General features: G+C 43.7%; 20 protein-coding genes and 2 pseudogenes. 5 read left to right on the top strand and 17 right to left on the bottom strand.

The features are described 5' to 3' along the window. Positions 1 to 61: 61 nt before the first annotated feature. Both grpE and hrcA read right to left on the bottom strand, forming a co-directional pair. Positions 62 to 673 (bottom strand): nucleotide exchange factor GrpE, encoded by a 612-nt coding sequence (gene grpE, locus DWY63_RS03815; RefSeq protein WP_055218747.1) that lies wholly within the window; start codon positions 671 to 673, stop codon positions 62 to 64. A 49-nt stretch (positions 674 to 722) separates the two neighbouring features. Further along, entirely contained in the window at positions 723 to 1,781 is a 1,059-nt protein-coding gene (gene hrcA / locus DWY63_RS03810) for a heat-inducible transcriptional repressor HrcA (protein WP_022461073.1), read from the bottom strand. 284 nt (positions 1,782 to 2,065) lie between these two features. Between hrcA and DWY63_RS03805 the strand changes: the two genes are divergently transcribed. Then, positions 2,066 to 2,284: a helix-turn-helix domain-containing protein gene (locus tag DWY63_RS03805; protein ID WP_117509604.1), complete on the top strand. Its 219-nt coding sequence runs from the start codon at positions 2,066 to 2,068 to the stop codon at positions 2,282 to 2,284. Between the two features lie 77 nt (positions 2,285 to 2,361). Here the strand turns inward: DWY63_RS03805 and DWY63_RS03800 are convergent, their stop codons facing one another. Continuing rightward, positions 2,362 to 2,727, bottom strand: a complete 366-nt coding sequence (locus DWY63_RS03800) for a hypothetical protein (protein ID WP_022461735.1) — start codon at positions 2,725 to 2,727, stop codon at positions 2,362 to 2,364. A 172-nt stretch (positions 2,728 to 2,899) separates the two neighbouring features. On the opposite strand from DWY63_RS03800, the gene DWY63_RS03795 reads away from it, so the two are divergent. After that, the gene (locus DWY63_RS03795; protein ID WP_055228291.1) at positions 2,900 to 3,118 is read left to right on the top strand and encodes a helix-turn-helix domain-containing protein; all 219 of its coding nucleotides are present in this window, start codon (positions 2,900 to 2,902) and stop codon (positions 3,116 to 3,118) included. Positions 3,119 to 3,314: 196 nt separating this feature from the next. Here the strand turns inward: DWY63_RS03795 and uvrB are convergent, their stop codons facing one another. From uvrB to DWY63_RS03750, 10 genes and pseudogenes are all read right to left on the bottom strand, one after another. After that, on the bottom strand, positions 3,315 to 5,315 hold the full coding sequence (gene uvrB, locus DWY63_RS03790) for an excinuclease ABC subunit UvrB (protein ID WP_055228290.1): 2,001 nt from the start codon (positions 5,313 to 5,315) through the stop codon (positions 3,315 to 3,317). Positions 5,316 to 5,828: 513 nt separating this feature from the next. After that, positions 5,829 to 6,200 (bottom strand): HEPN domain-containing protein, encoded by a 372-nt coding sequence (locus DWY63_RS03785; protein WP_330410170.1) that lies wholly within the window; start codon positions 6,198 to 6,200, stop codon positions 5,829 to 5,831. After that, complete coding sequence (locus tag DWY63_RS03780; RefSeq protein WP_055220717.1) at positions 6,187 to 6,528, bottom strand: nucleotidyltransferase domain-containing protein; 342 nt, start codon at positions 6,526 to 6,528, stop codon at positions 6,187 to 6,189. Before DWY63_RS03780 ends, DWY63_RS03785 begins: the two co-directional genes overlap by 14 nt. A gap of 270 nt (positions 6,529 to 6,798) precedes the next feature. Further along, positions 6,799 to 6,897: pseudogene (locus tag DWY63_RS18830) on the bottom strand (DEAD/DEAH box helicase family protein); the annotation flags it as partial. 100 nt (positions 6,898 to 6,997) lie between these two features. Next, entirely contained in the window at positions 6,998 to 7,603 is a 606-nt protein-coding gene (locus DWY63_RS03775; RefSeq protein WP_117510997.1) for a YczE/YyaS/YitT family protein, read from the bottom strand. Positions 7,604 to 7,743: 140 nt separating this feature from the next. After that, positions 7,744 to 8,592: an MBL fold metallo-hydrolase gene (locus tag DWY63_RS03770; protein ID WP_158568316.1), complete on the bottom strand. Its 849-nt coding sequence runs from the start codon at positions 8,590 to 8,592 to the stop codon at positions 7,744 to 7,746. Between the two features lie 21 nt (positions 8,593 to 8,613). Next, positions 8,614 to 10,173 carry a carboxylesterase/lipase family protein gene (locus tag DWY63_RS03765; RefSeq protein WP_117801380.1) on the bottom strand — a complete coding sequence of 520 codons (1,560 nt, stop codon included), beginning with the start codon at positions 10,171 to 10,173 and terminating at the stop codon, positions 8,614 to 8,616. A gap of 68 nt (positions 10,174 to 10,241) precedes the next feature. After that, positions 10,242 to 10,403 (bottom strand): helix-turn-helix domain-containing protein, encoded by a 162-nt coding sequence (locus DWY63_RS19040; RefSeq protein WP_082424921.1) that lies wholly within the window; start codon positions 10,401 to 10,403, stop codon positions 10,242 to 10,244. 57 nt (positions 10,404 to 10,460) lie between these two features. Further along, positions 10,461 to 13,304 (bottom strand): beta-glucosidase, encoded by a 2,844-nt coding sequence (locus DWY63_RS03755; RefSeq protein ID WP_117801379.1) that lies wholly within the window; start codon positions 13,302 to 13,304, stop codon positions 10,461 to 10,463. Positions 13,305 to 13,405: 101 nt separating this feature from the next. Further along, positions 13,406 to 15,103, bottom strand: a complete 1,698-nt coding sequence (locus DWY63_RS03750; protein WP_055220729.1) for an extracellular solute-binding protein — start codon at positions 15,101 to 15,103, stop codon at positions 13,406 to 13,408. A gap of 865 nt (positions 15,104 to 15,968) precedes the next feature. Between DWY63_RS03750 and DWY63_RS03745 the strand changes: the two genes are divergently transcribed. The 3 genes from DWY63_RS03745 to DWY63_RS03735 all read left to right on the top strand — a co-directional run bounded on the left by DWY63_RS03745 (position 15,969) and on the right by DWY63_RS03735 (position 18,950). Then, positions 15,969 to 16,823, top strand: a complete 855-nt coding sequence (locus DWY63_RS03745; protein ID WP_117510987.1) for an AraC family transcriptional regulator — start codon at positions 15,969 to 15,971, stop codon at positions 16,821 to 16,823. Positions 16,824 to 17,160: 337 nt separating this feature from the next. Beyond that, positions 17,161 to 17,436 carry a hypothetical protein gene (locus DWY63_RS19035; protein ID WP_147343053.1) on the top strand — a complete coding sequence of 92 codons (276 nt, stop codon included), beginning with the start codon at positions 17,161 to 17,163 and terminating at the stop codon, positions 17,434 to 17,436. A gap of 14 nt (positions 17,437 to 17,450) precedes the next feature. Then, positions 17,451 to 18,950: a serine hydrolase domain-containing protein gene (locus DWY63_RS03735; protein WP_117801377.1), complete on the top strand. Its 1,500-nt coding sequence runs from the start codon at positions 17,451 to 17,453 to the stop codon at positions 18,948 to 18,950. A gap of 391 nt (positions 18,951 to 19,341) precedes the next feature. Here DWY63_RS03735 and DWY63_RS03730 read toward each other — a convergent pair. The 4 genes and pseudogenes from DWY63_RS03730 to DWY63_RS03715 all read right to left on the bottom strand — a co-directional run. After that, positions 19,342 to 19,485 (bottom strand): annotated as a pseudogene (locus DWY63_RS03730) (transposase); the annotation flags it as partial. A gap of 64 nt (positions 19,486 to 19,549) precedes the next feature. Continuing rightward, complete coding sequence (locus DWY63_RS03725) at positions 19,550 to 21,625, bottom strand: efflux RND transporter permease subunit (protein WP_117801376.1); 2,076 nt, start codon at positions 21,623 to 21,625, stop codon at positions 19,550 to 19,552. Between the two features lie 228 nt (positions 21,626 to 21,853). Beyond that, the gene (locus DWY63_RS03720) at positions 21,854 to 22,732 is read right to left on the bottom strand and encodes a NifB/NifX family molybdenum-iron cluster-binding protein (RefSeq protein ID WP_117801374.1); all 879 of its coding nucleotides are present in this window, start codon (positions 22,730 to 22,732) and stop codon (positions 21,854 to 21,856) included. 27 nt (positions 22,733 to 22,759) lie between these two features. After that, on the bottom strand, positions 22,760 to 24,004 hold the full coding sequence (locus tag DWY63_RS03715) for an aminopeptidase P N-terminal domain-containing protein (RefSeq protein WP_117801372.1): 1,245 nt from the start codon (positions 24,002 to 24,004) through the stop codon (positions 22,760 to 22,762). Between the last annotated feature and the right edge of the window lie 61 nt (positions 24,005 to 24,065).

The following is a 24,065-nucleotide window of genomic DNA, read 5'->3' as shown; positions in this document are numbered from 1 at the left end:
TTTCCTCCTCAATGAATTATGCTAAAAAATGGTTTAATTTCTATTTATTTATCTTCAAGGCTTAATTAGCCACCTTGACCATACTGTGACGGACTACGGAGCCTTTGTACATGTAGCCCTTCAGGAACTCTTCTACGACGATGTTCTCGCCGGCTTCCTCATCCTCCACATGCATCACTGCGTTGTGCAGGTTCGGATCAAATTCCTTTCCAACGGCCTCGATCACGGTTACACCGAGTTCATCGAGTGCTGTGGTAAACTGTTTGTATACTTTATTCATGCCGTCTGCGAACGGATCTTCCTCCGGGTTTTCCACCGTTGCAAGTCCGCGCTCGAAGCTGTCAACAACCGGAAGAATCTTCTCGATGATGTCTTTTGCTCCAATGGCATACATATTTGCTTTTTCTTTTTCGGTGCGTTTGCGGAAGTTATCGAACTCTGCCATCTGACGGGTCAGGCGGTCAGTCAGCTCTTCGATTTTCTCATCTTTTTTATCTTTTTTCTTTTTGAAGAACTTTCGTTCTTTGCCATCCTCAGCAGTTTCTTCTGCAGCTTCCGCTTCTTTTGCCTCTGCTGCTTTCTTTGCTTCTTCCTGCTCCGCAGCCGGTTCGGTTTCCGGCAGATCGGTCTCTGCTCCGGTTTCTTTTTCCATCTCGCGTGTAGGTTCTTCCATGGTTTCCTCTTTCTTTCTATTTTCTTCGCTCACTGATCATTCCACCTTTCTACTCACCTGTGTCCGGCTTTTTGAAGACGGCGTCCAGTTGAACTTTTAATGTTTTCAGGTTATCTACCACATTTTCGTAATCCATCCGCTTTGGTCCCACGATACCGATTGTTCCGCGCATACCGTTTCCCATATCGTATGTGGTGGTGACCACGCTGCAGTCCCGTAAGGGTTCCATCGAAGATTCATTTCCGATGTATACCTGAATACCGGTATTTTCCTCTCCGTCCTGCTCCTCGGCAGCTCCTTTGATCATATCGACCAGTTTCTGCCGTTCCTCGAATGTGGAGATCAGCTGGCTGGCTTTGCTGCTGTCGGAAAGCTCAGGGTACTTGAAAATGTTGGTTGCGCCGCTGGTGTACACCGGCACATCTTCTTCGCTGACTGCGATGGCTTCCGCTACGGTATCGACCACTTTGCTGATGATGCCGGAGTGGATGCCTGCCTGCTCTTTCATCTTCTTGATCATGCCAAGATTGATTTCTTCAATGGTCAGGCCATTGAGCTGTGTGTTCAGAAGCAGGTTCAGCTTTAATATCTGTTCATCGTTGATGGTCTCGTCTAGGTCGATCATCTGGTTTTTCACCAGGTTGCCTTCTACGACGATGACGGCCAGGAGCTGCTCTTCATTGACTTTTGAGAGCTGGATGAATTTCACTTTATTTCTGTGATATTCCGGTCCTGTAATCAACGTTGCATAGTTGGTAGATGAAGCGAGGACTTTGACAACCTGCTGCAGAACTTTTTCCATTCGGTCTGTTTTTTCAATGACCATGTTTTTGATGTCTGCAACTTCCTGTTCTTTTTCCCGCATCAGCTCATCTACATAGAGGCGGTAGCCTTTATCGGAAGGAATGCGTCCTGCGGAAGTGTGGGGCTGTAAGATGTAACCCATCTCTTCCAGATCGGACATTTCATTCCGGATTGTGGCGGAGCTTAAATTCAAATCCGTGTATTTGGAAATCGTTCTTGAGCCGACCGGCTCGCCCGTTTCCAGATACGTCTGGATGATCGCTTTTAATATTTTTCTTTTTCTTTCATCCAATTCTGTATCCACTAAGATAAGCTCCTTCCTGTTGTATAGTCCTGTTAGCACTCGTTTCAGTGGAGTGCTAACATCTATGCTCTTAAGATAGCACTCTGCCTTTTGTTTGTCAACACCTTTTCCCGGTTTTTCTATGAAGAAATTGTGAAAAAAGTATAAACCGTTTTCTTTCTGAAAAGGAATCTGACTTTTCTTTTTTATTGCATTCTACTGTTTCAAAGGCGCTATAGCCGTATGGTAGGATTCTGCCATTTCGATACGACCATTTAGTAGCATTTTCTCAGAGGTGATGAATCATGAAATATCAGAGACTGGAGGATCTGCGCACGGACCGCGATCTGACGATCCGCCAGGTTGCCGACTATCTCGGCTGCAACCGCGATGTGTATACCCGATATGAAAAAGGCGTCCGGCAGCTGCCGATCTCCATTGCCATCCGTCTGGCGGAGCTGTATCAGGTCAGTCTGGATTATCTGGTCGGCATCAGCGATGAGAAGCGGCCGTATGGATCCTGACTTTCCGGTGTCTCCGCCGCAGCAAAAGCAGGAGGACAGTTTTTCTTTTCCCTGTCCTCCCTGTTTTGCTTTTTCGTTTACAGATTCTGCAGATATTCCATCATCCGCGTTTCGCTGAGTTTCCATCCGTCCGGCTCCCCGCAGAGATACAGCGTAAAATGCCCGCACGGGACTCCGTTTTCCAGGTGGATGCCGGTATACAGTTCTACAATGAGGAGTTCTTCTGCTTTTTCTTCATATATATTAGTGATCTGATAGATCCGCTCTCCCTTTTCGTCCACCGGCCATTCTTTCTTCAGCACATCCCTCAGACGGCTCTCCTGCCCCTGCGCTTCGCATTCTTCCTCCCGGCTGATCATTTTTTCAAACGCTTCCGGCGTCTCCATCCGTTCCACTATATTCTGGACAAAATCTTCTATTTCTATTCTTTCTGCTTTTCCCATTCGTTCCCCCATTTCTGCCGTACATATTTTTCTGTTTTCTGCACAGGCTGTCTTCACCCGCCGTTTCTCTCTCCCGCCCCATTCTCCAATTTGCGACCATATGATCTGATTTAACTTTGTCCATCCAACCGTTTGGTAGTATGGGTTTGAATCTGAAAGGATGGTACAACGTATGAAATACCAGAGAATTGAAGATATGCGGATCGATCAGGATCTCACCATCAAAGAGATTTCTGCCCTGCTCGAATGCAACCGCGACGTCTATTCCCGCTACGAAAAAGGAATCCGCGACATCCCGATCGACTATGTGATCCGGCTTGCACGGTTCTATGACTGCTCGGTCGACTATCTGCTGAGTGTCTCCAGTAAAAAGAGAAAATTCGGCGATTAATTTTTTTATTGTTGTCTTTTTATTTTGGTGTTTTGCGTTTCGATACGACCATTTGGTCGTATTTTATATTATAATGGTATTCTTATTTTGCGTCAATTCTGAACAATAAGGAATCAAAATCGGACGCAAAAAAGCGTGTCGGAAAGTTTTCTGTCGCTTTTCCGGCACGCTTTTTTTCATGCTCTTTTCTTCTTTTTTATTCTTCCATGTCATCCAGGCTCTTCTTCAGTGTGATCATTTTGTCACGCAGCTCGGCGGCCATTTCGAAGTTGAGTTCGGCAGCAGCGGCTTTCATCTGTTTCTGTACCTGGCCGATCAGTTTTTCCAGTTCTTCGCGGCTCATGGACTCCGGGTCTTTTTCCATCTTTTCTTCTGTCTTTGCCACTTCTTTCGAAATGCTGATGAGATCGCGGACGGCTTTTTTGATGGTGGTCGGAGTGATGCCGTGTTCTTTGTTGTAGGCTTCCTGCAGGGCACGGCGGCGCTTCGTCTCGTCGATCGCGAGGCGCATGGAATCGGTCATCACATCGGCGTACATGATAACATGGCCCTCGCTGTTTCGCGCGGCACGGCCGATGGTCTGGATCAGGGAGGTTTCGGAACGCAGGAAACCTTCTTTATCGGCATCCAGGATCGCCACGAGTGTGATTTCCGGGATGTCGAGACCCTCACGCAGAAGGTTGATACCGACGAGCACATCGAAGACATCGAGACGCATATCACGGATGATCTCGGTCCGTTCCAGGGTGTCGATATCGGAGTGCAGGTAGCGCACGCGGATGCCGGCCTCTTTCATATAGTCGGTCAGATCCTCTGCCATACGCTTCGTCAGCGTCGTCACGAGAACTTTGTTGTGTTTTTCAGTTTCTTTCTTTACTTCCGAAATCAGATCGTCGATCTGTCCCTCCACCGGGCGCACCTCGACATCCGGGTCGAGAAGGCCGGTCGGGCGGATGATCTGTTCGGCGCGCAGCAGCTCGTGGTCTGCCTCGTAGTCGCCCGGCGTGGCAGATACGAAGAGGATCTGATCGATCCGGTCCTCGAACTCGCCGAAGTTCAACGGGCGGTTGTCTTTTGCGGACGGCAGACGGAATCCATAGTCCACCAGCGTCGATTTCCGCGACTGGTCGCCGGCATACATGCTGCGGATCTGCGGAACAGTCTTATGCGACTCATCCACGATGATGAGGAAATCATCTCCGAAATAGTCCATCAGTGTGTAGGGCGGCTCGCCTGGCTTTAATCCGGAGAGGTAACGCGAATAGTTTTCGATGCCGGAACAGATGCCGGTTTCTTTGAGCATCTCAATATCGAAATTGGTCCGCTCCTCGATGCGCTGGGCCTCGATCAGTTTTCCCTCGTGCTTGAAGAACTTCACCTGCTCTTCCATATCCTTTTCAATCTCGCCTGTTGCTTTCAGGATCGTGTCCATCGGCACAACGTAGTGGGAGGCCGGAAAGATTGCGATATGGTTCAGTTCACATAAGATTTCACCCGTCAGCGTATCGATCTGCACCAGACGGTCAATCTCATCCCCGAAGAACTCGACGCGCACCGCCTTGTCCGTCTCTTCCGCCGGAAAAATCTCCAATACATCACCGCGCACGCGGAACGTACCGCGGTGGAAATCCATATCATTCCGGTCATACTGAATATCAATCAACTGCCGGATCACATCGTCCCGGTCCTTTTCCATTCCCGGGCGGAGCGAAATAATCATCTCCATGTAGTCCTTCGGGCTTCCGATTCCATAGATACACGAAACACTGGAAACCACAATGACATCGTTCCGCTCACTCAGTGCAGAAGTCGCGGAAAGCCGCAGCTTATCAATCTCATCGTTCCGCGCAGAGTCCTTCGCAATATACGTATCCGAAGACGGCACGTAAGCCTCCGGCTGGTAGTAGTCGTAGTAGGAGACAAAATATTCTACTGCATTCTCAGGGAAGAATTCCTTAAACTCACCGTACAGCTGTGCTGCAAGTGTTTTATTGTGCGCTATGATCAAGGTTGGCTTATTTAACTGTGCAATAACATTTGCCATGGTAAAGGTCTTGCCGGAACCTGTAACGCCCAGCAAAGTCTCGCATTGATTGCCTTCTTGAAAGCCTTTGACCAGTTTTTCGATTGCCTGGGGCTGGTCGCCTGTAGGCTGGTATTCGGAGTGTAATTTGAATATTTGTTGTGAATTCTGCAAAAAAGCACCTCCTGGTTTTTATATCAAAAAAGTTCGTCTATCAGTCAGAAATTCGTCGAAGCACATTCTCTGATTTTAGCCGAATATGCCTCTCGACGAATTCTGTTCACCACCCGATATTTTATAGACTGATAAAAAGTAGTAAAACTAACGTGGACGAATTAACACTCAAATGTAAGAGATATTATATCATGGAAATTTAAAATTGTATATATGATGCGAACATTAGTTCTTCAAAAATTCATTTACATTTATCATTGTATCCAGAACAATTTCCGTATCCAGCTCCTTCTTTTCCGGTAATACTTCTTCCATATAAGAAAGCAATTCCGGCGGAATCTCCTCAGCTATAATATTTCCATTGTGGTATGGGGAGCATCCGTTGCGCTTATTAGAATAATATACTTTTACATAAAATATCCCTCAGGGCTTCAAACCCTGAGGGGCATCCTCGTTCATTTCAATTTTCCTTTTGTTTTTCAAGCTGTTCCATACAATATTTTTCTGCCAGAATTATAAATTCATCTGCAACTGAAATCTGCCGTTCTGATTCTTCTTTACTTGCAATATATCATAATCGCTGGCATGGCGAATCTCTTCTGCCTGTCCGATTTTCCTTCCCATTTCTCTTGGAAACACTGATGTTTTCACATAATCCTTATTGAAGTTAGCCACAGCATCCTTATGCCTTTTATATGCTTTACCGCTTACAGCATGTACTGCATTAATTGCATGAAAAATAGAATAGTATGCCCTGTTATTGGCTCCTTTATAATCTTCAATAGAAAATAATGCTCTTGCTGATTTCAGATCATTTCGGGCTGTTTCCAGACGATATAACACCAGATCCCGTCTAGTACCGATTTCCTGATTATGCTGCTCCATACAAAACTACCCCTTCTTTATGAATATTGGAATAAAATGGATAGTTCACAATCCACTTGTTAAAATGTGCTTCACTTTTTGCAATAGGCTTAATATCCGTGTCATGATCCATATTAAAGTCATAGGTCATGTACGAGAGCTGTTGTGCATATGCCTTTAATTCCAGATCCGACATATCTACCAGAATCATAATGTCCACATCAGAATCCGGACGGAAGTCACCCCTTGCATAAGAACCATAAAGGATTATCTGACGTACATGGGAGCCATAAATCTTCTTGACCTCTTCCACATACTGTTTAATTAAATCCTGCATAATCTTTGGCATACATCATCACCTCATTTTCTGCTGATAATACTATAAGTTTCTCGATTCACAAATCTTTCTTCTTGATTTTATTATAATCAGTTTACCTTCGTTTCTCAATCAGTATTTTCCATGTATCAATTTTACTACTTTCTTCGACGAATTTTGTTCACCGTTATAGCCAATCCATCATGTCCATTTACTTTTAACGCATCGTTTATTATGCTTTATATAGTATTATTTTACCTTTCCAAATCAATATATGGTATGCAAATTAATATCAAGATACTAGGAGACAAAGTATTCCACTGCGTTTTCCGGGAAGAATTCCTTAAACTCACCATACAGCTGTGCTGCAAGTGTTTTATTGTGCGCTATGATCAAGGTTGGCTAAGCCCCATTAACAAGGCAAAGACCATCTGCATATGGATCCGTGTCTCCTTCGATGCTTCCAGCAACAGTTTAGCATCGTAATACCCAATTGCCACCTTTAAAAAGATAACTGTATCTTTTTTTCATAAATATTAATAATTCTTCCTATAAATAAGGCTGTCAGTATGGTTCCTATACCAAGACCATAAAAATGGGTATGATTAATTAAACATAAAATAATAGTGACAAACACAAGTGTAATATCAAAAGTATTTTTCACTATTGAAAAAGGAAAAGAGAAGACTTCTGAAATAGTTTTTACAATACCATCAGTTGGTGTTAAAATAAGATTTGTTTTCACGCTTAAAAATACGCCCATTGCAGTAATGAACATCGTCATAATAAAACAAATAACCCTTAAGTATAAACTTAACGATAATGTAGGAATTATAAAATCATATAAATCAGTCAACCAACCAAAAGCAAACGATAACGGAATTTCTAAAATAAAAGTAACTGTGATCTTTTTGGATAAAATACATTGAATAATAACAAATATTAAGTAACAGATAATAGAAGCTGTTCCTAAAGAAATGTTATAGATTTGTGATATTGAATACATCACAGAACTAAAAGCAGCAACTCCTAAATCAAAGCGAACATTTAATACAACAGCAAAAGCTATTAAATTCAAACCAAGAAAATACAAAAAATATTTTTTCATTATTATTACCTCATCATTTCTATGGTACTGTAAGCCATCAGAACCGGAGATTCTGCCTTGATGGCACACTTATAAAAAGCCCAAAGGTCTTGATTTCAAGGCTTTCAGGCTTAAGTTAACCCCAGCGGAGTCTGTTGTGTTTATCTTACTGGAATTTCACCTTCATCTATCAGTCTGTCTGGGGAAAATACAATACGGATTCTTCCGTCTGTCGCAACCTTGCAATCTCCGTCAAACGCATTCTTACCGCCATCCTCGATTTTCGCAGTTCCTGAAAGGATATTCTCACAGATGCGTATCGCTGTATTCATGATGCTATGATCCATGGAACCAACGAAAGGCATTCCCGCATATCCCACATGGCCATTAAAATTGCGGTCAAATTCACTTTCATAGGACTTGATTTTATCCAGAGCTCCCAATAGTGTATTAATACTGTCTCTGCAGAGCAGATTACCATTGCAGGCATCTCCTGAAAACAGGATTCGCTCTTTCCGATCAAGGAAACAACAGCCTCCCGATGTATGACCCGGTGTCTCAATTACCTCGATACTGCGTCCCCCCAGCTCAAACACCATCCCCTCCTTCAAAGGAAGACATTTTGGCATCTTTTGTATCCGCCGGATATCCGCAGGGCTACAGTCATACACATCGTAAGCTCCCATATTTCCCAAAAGTTCCACATAATCTGCGATGCTATCATAATTTATCGGTTTAAGACTATCCTCATCTTTTTCGTGAATATATACCTCTTCAAACTGAGCAGCTCCTCCGATATGATCCTGATGTCCATGTGTCAGCACTACATCATAGGGAAGCGGAGTCAGCCAGGAAATCAGCTTTTTCAGGTCTGTCATTCCGACACCCGTATCGATGAGTAATGCACGTTCCGTACCTTTTAACAAAAACATGGCTGTCATACCAGCCTCATTGATAGCCCAGGTGTCTTTTGCAATCTCCATCACCTGATATGTAGTCAGCTTTGCCATATCCATTCCATCCTTTCCGCATCAGTGCATAAATACATTTTCTGCATCCTCATCTAATGGTACCGTAAATGCCGGAGCATGTTTAACAAGAAGCTCCATCAGCCTGTGGTCATAATTATCTTTAACTTCGCAGATATTGTCAAAAATCATAATTGCCTCTTTACCTGGCTCACATACCGGCCACTGCGGAAGAGAAGGAACGGAAGGATTTCCGTATCTCGCAAAGTTTATCCAGGCACCACATATTCTCTCCTGCAGGCGGTCTGTTTCTCCCGGCACATTGCAGACAGGAATTCGGTCAATATTATGGAAAACAAACGGGATTTCAGAGCAATGCCATGCCAGTTTTCCTCCCTCATATGGGAATTCATAATTAAACATGTAGGAATATACGGGAGCTTCCTTATGTACTGACTTCTTCGCAATGAAATCTTTCGATGCATAACGGAAAATATAATCCAGCGACAGAACATCTACAAGGCGATTATTCGGATATGCTTTTTCGAATTCTGCTGCAATCTCTTCTGCATCCTCCTGAAAGCATTTTTCCAGAAGTTTCATCGTTTCCTCACGGGTCAGTTCATCCCTATTCTCCAGAACCGGCTTGAAATCAAATTCTCCAAAAACGCTACCCACTATCACCGGAATCTTTTTTGCTCCATCGGTAAATCCTACTCTGCGCGGATCACCGGCATACCATGAATTTGCTCTCGGCTCTCCTCCCACGTAGAGTCCTTTCTCCTGCAGCTTGGGTGACACCTTATTATATGCTTCCGCAAGGAAATAGTAAGGAATCGTTTCCAAATCCTCAACGGATTCCAACTTCAATTCCGTCAGAAGGGCCTCCACAATTGCGGTACCGTCATCCTCTGCCCCTTTTTTACCTTCTTCTATTACGCCGCTCTGGATAATCCCCTTATGAAATAAACCTTCTGCAGCCGGTGTATTCATCAGGGAATAAACTTTCATTCCACCACCGGACTGACCAAACAGGGTTACATTACCTGGATCTCCGCCAAAACTAGCAATATTGTCCTGAATCCAATGAAGGGCTGCGACCATATCTGCATTTCCCATATTAGCAGAATTGTAGTATTTTTCCCCATAAGCAGATAAATCAAGATATCCCAAAATATTCAGACGATGGTTTAATGACACGACAACCACATCTCCGTACTCACTCAGATGATCTCCCTCATACGCCACCTGTTCAATGGATGAGCCTGCAAAGAATCCACCTCCGTGCAACCATACCATAACCGGTTTTTTTGCTTCCGGATCCAGACTCTGTGTCCAAATATTCAGATACTGGCAATTCTCATCCGTTGGCCAGTAACGATGTGGGATCATAACCTCCATCAACGGATGATCCTGCATCAGCATAGGACACACATAACCGTAGGCCAGAGCATTTTTAATACCTTTCCATGGTTTTACCTCTCTGGGCATTTGAAAGCGATCAGCATCAGCATACTTGATGCCATGGAAAGTGTATGTAGAATTCATCTTAAATCCCCGTATCTTACCCGCCTTAGTCTGAACTACCGGTTCTGCCTTACTACAGTAAAAACAATCTCCCATTTTGTATTCCACCTTTCTTTAGTAATTTTATGTATATCTTATTTCATTACCATTTTGTCATTTTTTTGTTACCGTTTTATTACATCTCTATCTCCACATACAGTTTGCATATTGGTCTCTTCCTGTATTGCAGCCCGATACTGAGAGGGAGTCATATGATAATGCTTTTTAAACGCACGAAAAAAGTTTTCCGTATTTTCATATCCAATCTCTTTTCCGACTTCAGTCATCCTCTCATTTTCTAAACTTTTTCACCTCATTATACAATAATTATTGATACCCATCTACTATAATCCCATACATTTCAGAATGATCCGAAGATTATGGACTGCACATCTTTGCACATCTCCGAGACACAGACGAGGTTTCTTATCTAAATGTCCTTTGTATCCGATTGCTCTGCCATCATCTAAAATAAAAGCAACTTCCTCATTGGCCGGGCATATCTTTGGCACAAAACTTGCCGGATCTTTGAAAAATGTTTTCATATCATTTGCCTGCATGTAGACTTTTTCCCCATCAACCAAAATCTCTCCATCCTTCATCTCGGCAGTATGTCCTTCACCCAGAGGTGCCATGACTGTATCCGGTCCTTCCGGATCAACTGTAAAGGAATTCCAGCTGGCTGCGAAAACCGGTGCAAATGGTACTTCCTGCACCATAATTACCTGCCCACGTTCATCAAACTCTGGCATAACTGTTCTCACAGCCTGAAGAATATTCATGGCCCTTCCTTTTCCTCCCGGCATAATCAAGTCATTTCCGGCATGCATGGATTTCCAGGGTGTACTGCTGCCTCCGTTCCAATCAGTCATGATCAGACCTTCAAATCCCCATTCTCCGCGGGCAAGATCCGTACATAAGTCATAACTATCTGCTGTAGGAACACCGTTGATCAGATTGTAGGAACTCATGATAGACAACGGCTGAGATTCCTGAATAGCAATTTTATAGGGTTCCAGATAAATCTCCCTCAGTGCCCGCTGACCAATCACAGAATCCACAGCATTCCGATTCGTCTCCTGATTATTAGCTGCATAATGCTTAATGCATCCACCTCCTCCTGGCAGACTCTGAAGACCGCGTACCATTGCTGACGCCATCTTTCCAGATATGAGAGGATCTTCCGAAAAATATTCAAAATTTCGTCCGCACATAGGATCACGCTGAATATTCATTCCTGGTCCCAGAAGCAAATCAATCCGCATTGCCTGCATATCTGCTGCCATTCCGCATCCTACCCGTTCCAAAATTTCCGGATCAAAAGACTGAGCAAGAAGCGTACCCACCGGCCATGCCGTACAGTAATGGTATACCTGCCTCTTTTCCCCCGATTCCAGATCGGTTGCCTCAAACTGCTGTGTGATACGCACACCGCCCGGACCGTCTGCCAATACAATAGAAGAAACACCATAACTTTCCAGTGCGTGTGTTGTTTCCCCTGCCGCTCCAGGTACAGATTCCGAACTGGCTCCAATCACAGGATTGTTCTCATCCTGCACACCCCAGCCTGTACCACAGCAAAGATCCGCCAATTGTGCAGCATCAAGCTGTGCGGCAAATTCTTCCATTGACACTCTGCCCGAAGCCACATCATTCAGCTTCCATTCTTTCTTTTCCACATACCGTACTGTTTCGTAAGGCATAACCGGCTGATAGCTGGTATCTGTCGCATATGTAACCACCTTTTCATCGCTATAGGCTGAACGCGAATCCAGCGTTTCCGGTATCTGCACAGCCAGAAGAACCGGTACATCCTTCCATATAGTTTCATCCTTTCGGTCAGTTAACCCCTTCTTTTCCTCCAAAGTTTCCGTTAACGGAAGCTCCACCAATACCTGTTCTGTCAAAGCAGTTTGTTCCAGCCGAATCTTGCACACCGGTTTTGTATCTCGGGAAGAAGTACCGATACGCACTCCATAATCTCCTTTTGACAGAATATAACCTCCTGCATTTTCACTATAAGATGCAAGATTACGCAGCGGTATGCGGATTTTGATATCTTCCTTTTCGCCCGGTGCCAGTAACATCGTTTTTTGGAAACCTTTCAGCTCCTGTTCCGGCATATCCATCTCCGATACCGGTGCAGAAACATATACCTGCACAACTTCACGTCCGGCAAACGCTCCTGTATTTTCTACTGTTACGCCAAGAACCAGTGTATCCTCATCCAGCGATGCCTCCAGATTTCCCAGTGCAAATGTCGTATAGGAGAGTCCATAACCAAAAGGATAACCCGGACCAACATTAAATGTATCAAAGTAACGATAACCTACATAAATTCCTTCCGTATATACTGCTTTATTAAAATCCTGAAGGAAATTGCCTGCCGTAGGATAATCTTCATATTTTTTTGCCCAGGTTGCGGTCAGCTTTCCTGACGGTGTTGCCTTACCGGTGAGAATATCGGTAACGGCGGCTCCTCCCTCCTGTCCTGCCTGCCCCATGAGAAGAATAGCATCCGCACAAGCTGCCTCCAGATCCTGCACCGATATGGAGCCCGGAACATTCAGCACCAGTATCAATGAGGAAAAAGCTGACCGCAGCTTTTTAAGATTATCCATCTCCACTGCAGAAAGCCTGTAATCTCCAATTTCATACTTTTTATCCCCAATGGATACTTCTTTTTTCATGAAACGATCATTTCCCTCACCGGAATTTCTCGAAATGACACAAATAGCAGTTTCTGTTTCTTTTGCATATTCTTCCAGTTTTTCTGTTGTCAGCGGTTCCTCCGGAAACGCAAAAACACTCATGACCTGGTCCTTCATCTCTCTTTTGGCCAGATCATAGCATCTGGCCCACGCCATCTGCTGTTCCCGGTTCACAATCTCAAAACCTTCTGTTTCCATAGCATTCAGAATATTAATATGATAACGCAGAGACTGATCCACATCCTGATCACCACCGCCGGAAAGACCGCCGTTAAAAGGATCTCCCGATCCCGTTCCGCCGCGGATTGTTCTGGCAGCTCCGTTTCCAAACAAGGCAATCTTTCCCCTGCCCTTTAACGGAAGAACCCCATTTATGTTTTTTAAAAGTACCATTCCCTGCGTCGCCGCTTCTCTCGATATTGCAGCACCGCTGATCTCACGTTCGGACATCGGCGGATATATCGTATTACTTTTCATATTTTTTCCCTGCCTTTCATTTCTATTCCCCTCTTATCCATTTATGAAAAGAACCTGACTCCTTACGAATCAGGTCCCTTTATCAGTTTCCATATTTTTGTTTATGAAATTTTTTCTGCCAGGAAATCTGTCATCATCTGTTCTGTTTCTTCCAATCCATTAGCCTCATAATCCGCAATCAGCTTATCCCAGTTTGCATCAAAATTATCTACACTTTCTGTCACGCACTTAATCAGTCCCGGCCATGCAATCTCATTCAGAATTTCCACATTGTTCGTAATCTCCTGCGGTGTCGCATATGCCCAAAGTGGGGAATACGGCGGTGTTTCGAATTCATCTGGCTGCGGGAAGATATCGGTCAGCATCTCTACATTCCATGCTTCACAAGCTGCCTTCTGCTCCTCGTTATACTCTGCAATTACAGATTCTCTCGTAACAGGTGTGTAAGGATTACCATTTTCATCCACTGCACCGTCTCCATAAATCGGAAATCCCGTATAATTGCCAATACCAGTATTTTTTCCGTAATCCGGATCAGAACTTGCTTTTGCAATCTCTTCTTCCGTACGATATCTCATTCCATTCTCATCTACAAAATAGTTTTCTCCTTCAACACCCCATTTGTAAAGTACTGCACCCTCATCGGAGCAGAGATAATCAAGGAATTTAATTGCACGAACCGGATCCTCACAGTCCTTTGTGATTGCCAGTCCGTATCCAACCTGAAGACCCTGATACATCAGTGTGGGTGCCTTCGTCTCAGCATCAATTGTCACAGGAAGCGGACAATATGTTTTATCCAGTTTTCCTTCTGCTTTCAATGTTGCTTCCGCCTGTCCATAATGCCAAAGTGCATCAGTAATAGCTACAACACGTCCGCTGGCAAGCTTTGCAATGTAATCGTCATCTGTCTGTGTTGCAAAGTTTGGATCCAGAATTCCCTCATCATACATACGACTCAGCCATCTGAAATATTCTTTTTCTTTATCACTCACATGCTTGTAAATGCAGTTATAGTTATCATCAACAAGCCAGGAACCGTTATCCGGTGCACCATCAGCAATAAATCCAGCGGGATTACTGAGTGTAATGAGCCAGTGCCAGTCAGCAGCACTCATGGAAATACCAATGGTATCCAGACCATCATCGGTTTTAGGATGTGCTGCCAGGTACTGCTTGATCAGGGCTTCATACTCCTCCAGAGTCTTAGGATATTCATAATTATTTTCCTTAAGAGCTGCGTACTGTATCTGGCAGTTTCCTCCGGTTGCCAAAATCTGGTATCCTACACCAGCATAAGAAAGCTGATATATTCCTTCATCTCCAGAACCCCATTTCAGCTTTTCAAACTCATCGCCGTACATTTTTTTAATATTTGGACCATATTCCTCGATCAGATCTGTCATATCAATAAGTGCACCTGCCTCATACAGACTGTTTACACTTTGCTTAGCATAAATCATATCTGGATATTTGTCCTCAGCAATCATCAAAGATATATCCTCGTCAGGATCGCCTGTACTGGATACCGGATAGGAAATATCCAAAGTCACACCTGTGGCTTCAGTAATCGCCTGAGCAACAGGATTTTCCCAGTTACCATTTTTTCCGTCTGCATTGTAGTACTTGAAAGTTATAGGTGACAAATCATCCTTACTGTCCCCAGTACTGCTCTCGCTGTTTTCATTCTTGCTGCTTTCGCTCTTACTGCTTTCCGTATCCTTGGAGCCACATCCTGCCACTGTTCCAACGCAGAGTGCTGCTACCATAAGCAGAGCTAAAATTTTCTTCCTTTTCATGTTATTCCTCCCTATATTCTTAGAAAGTCCTACTATAAGGCCAAACATTTGAGATTTTACAATACCTCTATTATTTGTCTCTCATTGCAATAACTCTCCAAAATTATTTTAGATTTTCACGCGCGTTTTTACTTATCTAAAAGATATCATGGATAGTATATTGGAAGATATAGAAGAATTAACCTTTAAATTTAGAAATATTGACTAATCATTTTTGTAAAAAAAGGTACACCCGTGCGAACCTTGAAAATTTCATATAAAACAATAAATTTATGTCAGGAAATGGTATCATGATCTCAGATTATTTGTGAGGTGATCCCATGTCTTTTGCTAAGAATGAATAATTTCTTATTCACAGAAGAAGGGACCAGGGTTATCAGCTGTCCTGCCGGAAATGCCCCGAAAAGCTGCAGCTATATCAAGCAGACAGGGCAATGCCGGTCAGAGGACTTTTAGCCACAAAGCTTCGGTTCGGAATTAAACTTGCGGCATTGAATTTTAAGAAACTGTCAGCATATCTGGACAGTCTGGATCAGTGCGCCTTACTTTCAGCAAACAGCTAAAAAAGCAACAAAGAATCTGAATGTATGTTAATGGAAAACACTACTAATATGAAATATTTGTTGTCTTATATGAAATTTTCAAGGTACGTTAGTTAATGAGTTACTATAAAACGAGTGTTTTGACACCCATATCATACTTATTAGACATTTTTAAATTAATCTGATATACTTTACATGAGTTCTCGCAATGAGAATACTACACATATCTCTATGGGATACAGAAATGCGTACTACGTTTATTGATGACGGAAAATAATCACTCTCTCCTATTTGATTGAAATCCAGACAGGGAGGTATAACGAATGAAAGATTATGGAATTTATGAAAAAGTAAAACTAAACGGAATCGTTCCTGGACGATTGATTCGCCATACCCGGGCGGACAGTGCAATCATAAAAAGTCACTGGCATCCAGAGTTGGAAATAAATACGGTTTTTGAAGGCTCTTCCCGCTTCTTTATAAATGGAAGAATTGAAGATGTAACGCCTTCACATGTTGTTGTGATAAACAGCAGAGAAGTCCATTCGTCTATCCCTTTTTTTCCACAGGGCGGGATCTGCGTTACAGGGGTTACGATACAAATCAGCTACGATTTTCTAAAAAAAGTGATTCCAGATTATGATAACTGTTACTTTATTCTTAACAATATGGCAGAACGGAAGATACAGTTACTTCTTGAAGAAATGAATAAGAAATGTAAAACACAAGATGCAGCATATATGAATATTTATGCAATCAAACAAATTTGTGAAATTGTGTATATTCTTGCAACAGAATGTTGTATGAAACGGGAAAAGTTCGAAGCGACAAGTTCGGAAAGTTTTCAGCGTTTTGAACATGTTCTTAATTATGTTCATGAAAACTACAGCAGCAATCTCAAGACCAGTGAAGTAGCAGAACGTTTTTTCTTCTCCAAAGAATATTTTTGCCGTTTATTCAAAAAAAATACAGGTATGACATTTAATCAGTATGTGACACAGTGCAGGGTTATTCATGCAGAACAATTGCTTAAGGACACAAACACACGGATCTCTGAAATCGCTCAGGAGGTGGGCTTTTCGGATGAGGGAAGTTTTATCGCTCAGTTTAAAAAATATTATTCGAAAACCCCTGGAAATTATAGAAAAATGATAACAAAAAATCCATTTTATGATTAGGGGGTCAAAAGGTACGTTAGTTAATGAGTTACTATAAAACGAGTGTTTTGACACCCATATCATTTTATAAAAATGACTGGTCAATATTACTAAATTCAAAGGTTAATTTTCCTATATCTTACAATATACTATCTATGATATCTTTCAGATAAGTAAAAGCGCGCGTAAAAAACTTAAAATAATCTTGGAGGATTATCACAATGAGAGATAAGAATAATGGAGAGATTGCAAAATCTCAAATGTTTGGATACGCACTTTTTGGCTGTGGAGCTAATTGTCTGGGTGGTATTCTTGGTTCTTTTTAACACTGTATCTGACCGACAATCTGCTGTTGTCCATGTCGTTTATTGCTTTTATGATGTCTGCCGGACGTATTATCAACGCAGTGACAGAATTTTCAAGCGGTTTTATCATTGACCGGACACACACTTTGTCTCTGTGTAAATATGACGCTCAAGCTGCAAATAATGGCATTGCACAATCTTCTGTCACCCTGTTTGCTGAAAGATGCGGATATGCAGTCGTTCCTTTGGTCTGTAGCATTTTGTTAGTTTTGATTAGTAACTTTATGAATCCAGATGAAGAAGTTATAAAATTGAGAAATACCCAATAAAGGAGAGAATTCTGATGACACAATTATTCAATAAATTTTATATTCCTGAAGATGTAGGCATTTCCTCTGTAGCTATTGCCCAGTTTCTGAAAGAATGTGATGAAATAAATTATAAATTGCGGACTCTTCATATTGTTCGCCATGATAAAGCGATAGCAGAAGTTTCCAAATATCCGTTTTGTGCACTTGATAAAAGATTGGTATATTCCGTAAGCAAAACATTTACATCCACGGCTATAGGGATTGCGGTAAAAGAAGGTTTGTTGCGGGTAGATGATTTCCTTCTTGATTATTTTCCGGAATGTCGAGATTTGGACATGGATGATGCAGCCCGTACCATAAAAATTTGCCATCTTTTGACTATGAGTACGGGTCATGGCGTGGATACAGTGGGAGATATGTGCAATGGCATAAGACCCTGGCCGGAAATCTTTTTTACCAGAAAAATAGTATATGAGCCAGGAACTCATTTTGTCTATAATTCCGGAGGAACTTATATGCTGTCAGAACTTATCAGCCGTGTGACTGGCATGTGCCTGAAAGATTGGCTACAGAAGCATCTATTTGATCCTATGGAGATTACAGATGTCAGTTGGGATAAACATGGAGATGTTAACACTGGAGCATGGGGGCTTTTGATTGCTCCACGTGATCTCACAAAGCTGGGACTTTTGTACTTACATAAAGGTGTTTACAATGGCATACGCATTCTCACGGAAGAATGGGTTACGGAGGCATCATACCCCCACATTTCCACAAACGTGCAGGGATGTGCCGGATGGGGCCGCCACTATGGATATCAAATTTGGGAGAACAGTCCGGGGAGCTATCGTGCTGATGGAGCATTTGGCCAGTATTGCATGGTATTTCCGAAAATGGATATGGTTATTACAACTACTGCTGAAGAAACGGATGGAAGCAGAATTTTCCCTCTGATTGAAAAGTATATCCTTAATAACATAACTGAGCAGCCGAAACCTCGTGATGCATGGTGTTACCAATACATGAAAAACGTAATGAACCAGTGGGAAACTCCTGTTGTATATTCGCCGAGTGCTTCTTATCTAATGCATATGCTTCAGGGAAAAGAATTTGATTTACGCAGTCGTACATCAGATGAAAAACATACTCTTCGCTTTGAAATTGGCAACAGCCGTATGGAGTTTGTAATCGATGAAATGCAGACTATTCACAGTTCCTGTACTGTTGATTTGTTTGGAGAAACCACATATGCAATTGAAATTCCGTCAAATAGCCCACTTATTGGAGACGAACAGAGAAACCGTATTTGGAAATATGCTGCCCATCACAGTTGGGTAGACCAGAGTACCCTTCTTTTGACTATATGCTGGCAGGAAACCGGGCATTCACAAACATGGAAATTCTATTTTCATGAAAATACCTTGACTTTGATTGTCACAGATGGTACTAAAGGAATGTTTGAATTGTCTGGTGCGGTGAGTGACCGGAATGTAAGATTTGCTGATATGATTTTTGATGGTGCTTTTAGATAGAAACACGTAAAAATACTCCGGGGATTTTTATTTTTCCCCGGAGTATTTCTGTCAATATAATGTTCATTATTTTAGAAACCCTTAATTTTCTCACCACACACAGAACACGTTTCCAGAATATACTATATTTATCAAATGAAACAGTTACCTATTTTGTGAACTTCCTGAAAAAAGTACCCTAAAGACTGTTTTCCCCATCCCTCACCAGTCAATATCATCATCTCTTCCTTCAATAAACGCCAGGATATCATCCAGTGATCTGTCACTATGAGAATACGCTTCATAAAGAGTAGTTTTTATCTTTTCAGATTTTCCGTATTATCCTTCTTCTTTTCCGGTATACTTCTTCCATTTGACACTCCCCACAGCAAGGGGTTTTACGACGCATTGGATAAGCAGCAAGCTTTCGGATCACGCCATTATCCCTTACAGAATAATGGATTGCATCGATGTGGAGAATAGGATAGACCTCGTCCAGTGGCCGGTTCTTCCAGTCTTCAATCCGTGGCAGAATCTTATCCGTCATATCAGAAATTTGAACGCAAAGCAAAAAAATTCCCCCGCACCAGCTACTTCCGGTACAGGGGATTTGTCATACTTTATTTTGTTTTCTTCTTTAAAAATCCAATCGATGTCTTACAGATCAGTTTATCGAAAATCATAAACATGGCCGGCAGAATCAGGATAACAACGACCATACTGATGATCGCGCCCCGTGCAAGCAGAGTACAGATGGAACCGATCATCTCAACCTGAGAGTAGCAGGCCACACCGAAGGTTGCGGCAAAGAAGCTCAGACCACTGCTGATGATGGACGGCATACTGGTCTTATGGGCAATACTGATAGCTTCCTTCTTGTCTTTTCCATTCTGGCGCTCTTTCTGATAACGGGTTGTCATCAGGATCGCGTAGTCCACGGTTGCACCGAGCTGAATCGCTCCGATTACGATGCTGGCCACGAATGGAAGGCTGGTTCCCTGATAATACGGGATTGCCATATTCAGCATAATTGCAAACTCGATGACTGCTACCAGAATAATCGGCAGAGAAATCGATTTGAAGATCAGCAGAATGATGATAAAGATTGCACCAATGGAAAGCACGTTTACGTTGACAAGGTCAGCATCGGTAACATCCTGCAGGTCTTTCATCAACGGTGCTTCACCGATGACCATTCCATTTTTATCGTAGGATTTTACGATTTTGTCAATCGCTTTGACCTGTTCGTTTACTTCATCTGTTGCGGACTCATATTCAGAGCTCACAAATGCAAGCTCATACTCATCGCTCTGCAGCATGCTTCGGAGATTTTCCGGGATCATGGATTCCGGAATCGTCGGTCCAAGCAGGGAACTCATGCTGATGGTCGATTTGACACCTTTTACGTTGCCGATCTCCTCCATCATTTTCTTTTTCTGTTTGGAATCCATATCGCGATCCATCATCACAATATGCATGTTGCTTACGTCAAACTGCGCTTTTACCTCATCATTTGCCACGTTGCAGTCCAGGGTAGCCGGAAGAGAACGCGCAATGTTGTAGTAAATCTGGGTATGATTGTTTCCGTAGATCGACGGGAACAGCAGGATCAGGAAGATCACAACCCACGCCTTATAATGTTTGGTGATAAAAGCGGATGGTTTATCCAGACTCTTTACCAGCGGTCTATGTCTCGTTTTCTCGATTGCCTTGTCAAATACCAGAACCATGGCCGGCAGGACGGTAACACAGCAGACAACGCCGATCAGAACGCCTTTTGCCATAACAATACCAAGGTCGCGGCCAAGGGAAAAGGTCATAACGCAAAGTGCCAGGAAACCGGCTACGGTGGTAACGGAGCTTCCGGCTACGGATTTGAACGTGTTGGCGATTGCATGGCCCATCGCACGCTCTTTGTCATCCGGGAAACGCTTTTTATTCTCCTCGAAACTGTTCAGCAGGAAGATGGAGTAGTCCATCGTAACACCAAGCTGCAGCACGGCGGTCAGCGCTTTTGTGATGTAGGAAGTCTCACCAAGGAACACGTTGCTTCCCAGGTTGTAAAGGATTGCAAGTCCGATACTTAACAGGAACAGGATCGGAACAACGAAGGAAGTCGATGTCAGCTCGATGACAACGAGGCTCAAAACTGCGGCGATGACAACGTAAACCGGCAGCTCTTTTAATGCTACGTTTTTGATATCGGTAACAACACCGGTCATACCGCCGATGAAGCACTGCTCGTTCGCAATTTTACGAAGATCCTCGATTGCCTCCATGGAGTCATCGGAAGAAGTCGTATTATCGAACAGAACGAGCATCATGGTTGCATCCCCATTGTAGAATGCTTTCCGGAGTTTTTCCGGGATCATCTCAACCGGCACGCTGATGTCTGCCACATCGTCATACCATAAAACTTCTTTTACGTGGTTTACCTGCTCGAATTTTTCTTCGAGTTTCTGTACGTCCTTCATTTCCATGTTTTCCACGACAACCATGGAGAACGCACCCATGCCGTATTCATCTACCAGAATGTCCTGTCCTTTTACAGTTTCCAGATGCTCCGGCAGATAGCTGAGCAGATCATAGTTTACTTTCGTTGCTGCCATTCCGATGACTGACGGAATAATCAGCAGAAATCCAATGATCAGCATCAGAATCCTGTGCTTGGCAATCCATTTGCCAACTTTAACCATTTTCATTCATCTCCTCTGATTCATTTTTAACTTGTTTTTCTAGTACCACATCTTACAACTTAAATGACTATTAGTCAATATTTGAAATGGTGAAAAATGAATTTTGGTCATTTTTTGTTTACTTTTACAAAAAATAACGGAAATCGGAAATGGGAATCGTTGATTTTTCTGCGCATCAAAAAAGAGTGCCTGGCTCCTTCGTCCTGACACTCTTTTTTATGCATTTTTTTATTTCACTTCAACCAGCTCAATCTCAAAATTCAGCTCTTTTCCAGCCATCTCATGGTTGGCATCAAACGTGATATTGGTCTCGTCTTTTGCAGTAACTTTTACCGGGAACGGCTGGCCATACTGGTTCTGCAGATAAACCTGCTGTCCGATCTCTACTTCCTCTGCTCCCGGAAGCTGTGCGATCGCAACGGTGAAAATTGCGTTCGGATCCGGCATTCCGTAAGCCTCCTCCGGCATCAGATGGATGTTGACTTTTTCGCCGACTTCCATCTCTGCAACGGCTGCATCGAAGCCGCGGATCATCTGCCCCACACCGCAGATGAACTCGAGCGGTTCGCCGCGGTCGTAGGAAGAATCAAACTGGGTTCCATCGTTGAAGGTTCCTCTGTAGTGGGTACGGCAGGTTTTTCCGACATTCTTACCTTCCATAACCGGAGTCGGTGCACCGCATCCGCCGCCGCAGGTTCCGCAGGAACCGCCGCAGGAGCTCTCCCCTTCCTCATGGCTTCCGCAGTGGTCGCCGCAGGAATGGCCTTCCTCGTGATCGTGGTGATCGCAGGTTGCACCCGCAGATGTGAGCGTTCCGTTTAAGTAAGCTTCCACCGCTGCATCCACATCTCCCTCCGCTCCGGAGCAGAGCTCTACGCCTGCCTCAGCAAGAGCAGCCTGTGCACCGCCGCCGATGCCGCCGCAGATCAGAACATCCACGCCCTGCTCGGAAAGAAGGCCTGCCAGTGCGCCGTGGCCGGTTCCGTTGGATCCGATCACTTCGCTGGAAACCACCTGATTGTCTTCTACTTCGTAAACCTTAAAATTCTCTGTTTTTCCAAAATGCTGGAAAATATTCCCGTTATCGTATGTAACTGCAATTTTCATCTAACTAAATCCTCCGTAGTTTTTTTCTTACGCCTCTTTTTCCTGCATAAAGGCTTCAATCTGGTCTGGATCACGCATCAGATTCTCGGAAAGAACCTCGCATCCGTCCTCTGTAATCAGGATATCATCCTCGATCCGGATTCCGATCTCCCACTCATCAATATAAAGACCCGGCTCATCGGTGATGATGGCGCCTGGACGCAGCTTGTCGTTCCATGCCGCGGTCACATCGTGTACATCGATGCCGAGGTGATGGGAAACGCCGTGCATGTAATAGGTTCCGACATCCTCTTTCTTCTCGATCAGGCCAAGTTTCACACAGCCCTCGCCGAGAACATCCTTTGCGATATCGTCGAGCTCTTTTAATGTCATACCCGGTTTTGCTGCTTTTGCAACGGCGCGGTTTGCTGCCAGAACAACGTCGTAAACCTGTCTCTGACGTTCCGTATATTTTCCGTTGACTGGATACGTTCTGGTGATATCTGCGCAGTAGCCCTGGAATTTTGCTCCGAGGTCCATCAGAAGCAGGGTCTCATCCTCGCACACGTCACGGTTGGTGTCGTAGTGCAGCATCGTTCCGTTTGCACCGCTTCCTGCGATCGTCGGGAATGCGGTTCCGTCTGCTCCCTCGTGGAAAATCTTGTACTCGAAATCAGCCTGTGCCTGATACTCGGTGCAGCCCGGTTTCAGGTTTTTCATTACAAATTTCAGCGCATCATCCGTGATTTTGATTGCCTGGCGGACAAGTGCGATCTCATCCGCATCCTTCTGCATACGCAGTGCCGCGATGACAGGCGCAATGTCTTTGATCGGTCTGCCCGGGAATTTCTTTGCGAACTCCTCTGCCTTTACCATGTTGTAATCCGGCAGATCCTCGACCTGATAGCGGTAGCAGTCGAAATACAGGGTTCCGATGTCCTCGCGTGCCATCAGACGGTTTACCACGCCCTCAAAGGAATCCAGGAAACGAACGTCATCGATTCCGGTGATCTCCTGTGCCTCGGATACGGTTACTTTTCTTCCAAACCATCTCTCCTGGTTCAGATCCGCTTCCTCGATAAACAGAATGGATTTCTCCTCTTTTGCGGTCTTTTTCATCATCAGGATCATGTGATCTCTGCGAAGGCCGGTCAGATAGAAAAAGTTGCGGTTTGCTTCAAACGGCAGATATTCGTCTGCGCTGACATGCAGCTCGATTCCGGAAAACAAAAGCAGTGCGGAATCCTGGTCCATTTTATCAAAAACCTGTTTTCTTCTTTCTGTAAAGTTCATCTGTCTTTCCTCACTTTCTTTTAGAGCCTGCCAAGATCTGTTTTCGGCTCCTCTACTAAGA

Origin of the sequence: Blautia sp. AF26-2, from assembly GCF_003460955.1 — a bacterium.
In the GTDB taxonomy this organism is placed as follows: Bacteria; Bacillota; Clostridia; order Lachnospirales; family Lachnospiraceae; genus Fusicatenibacter; species Fusicatenibacter saccharivorans.
This window is presented reverse-complemented; position numbering and strand designations above follow the sequence as displayed.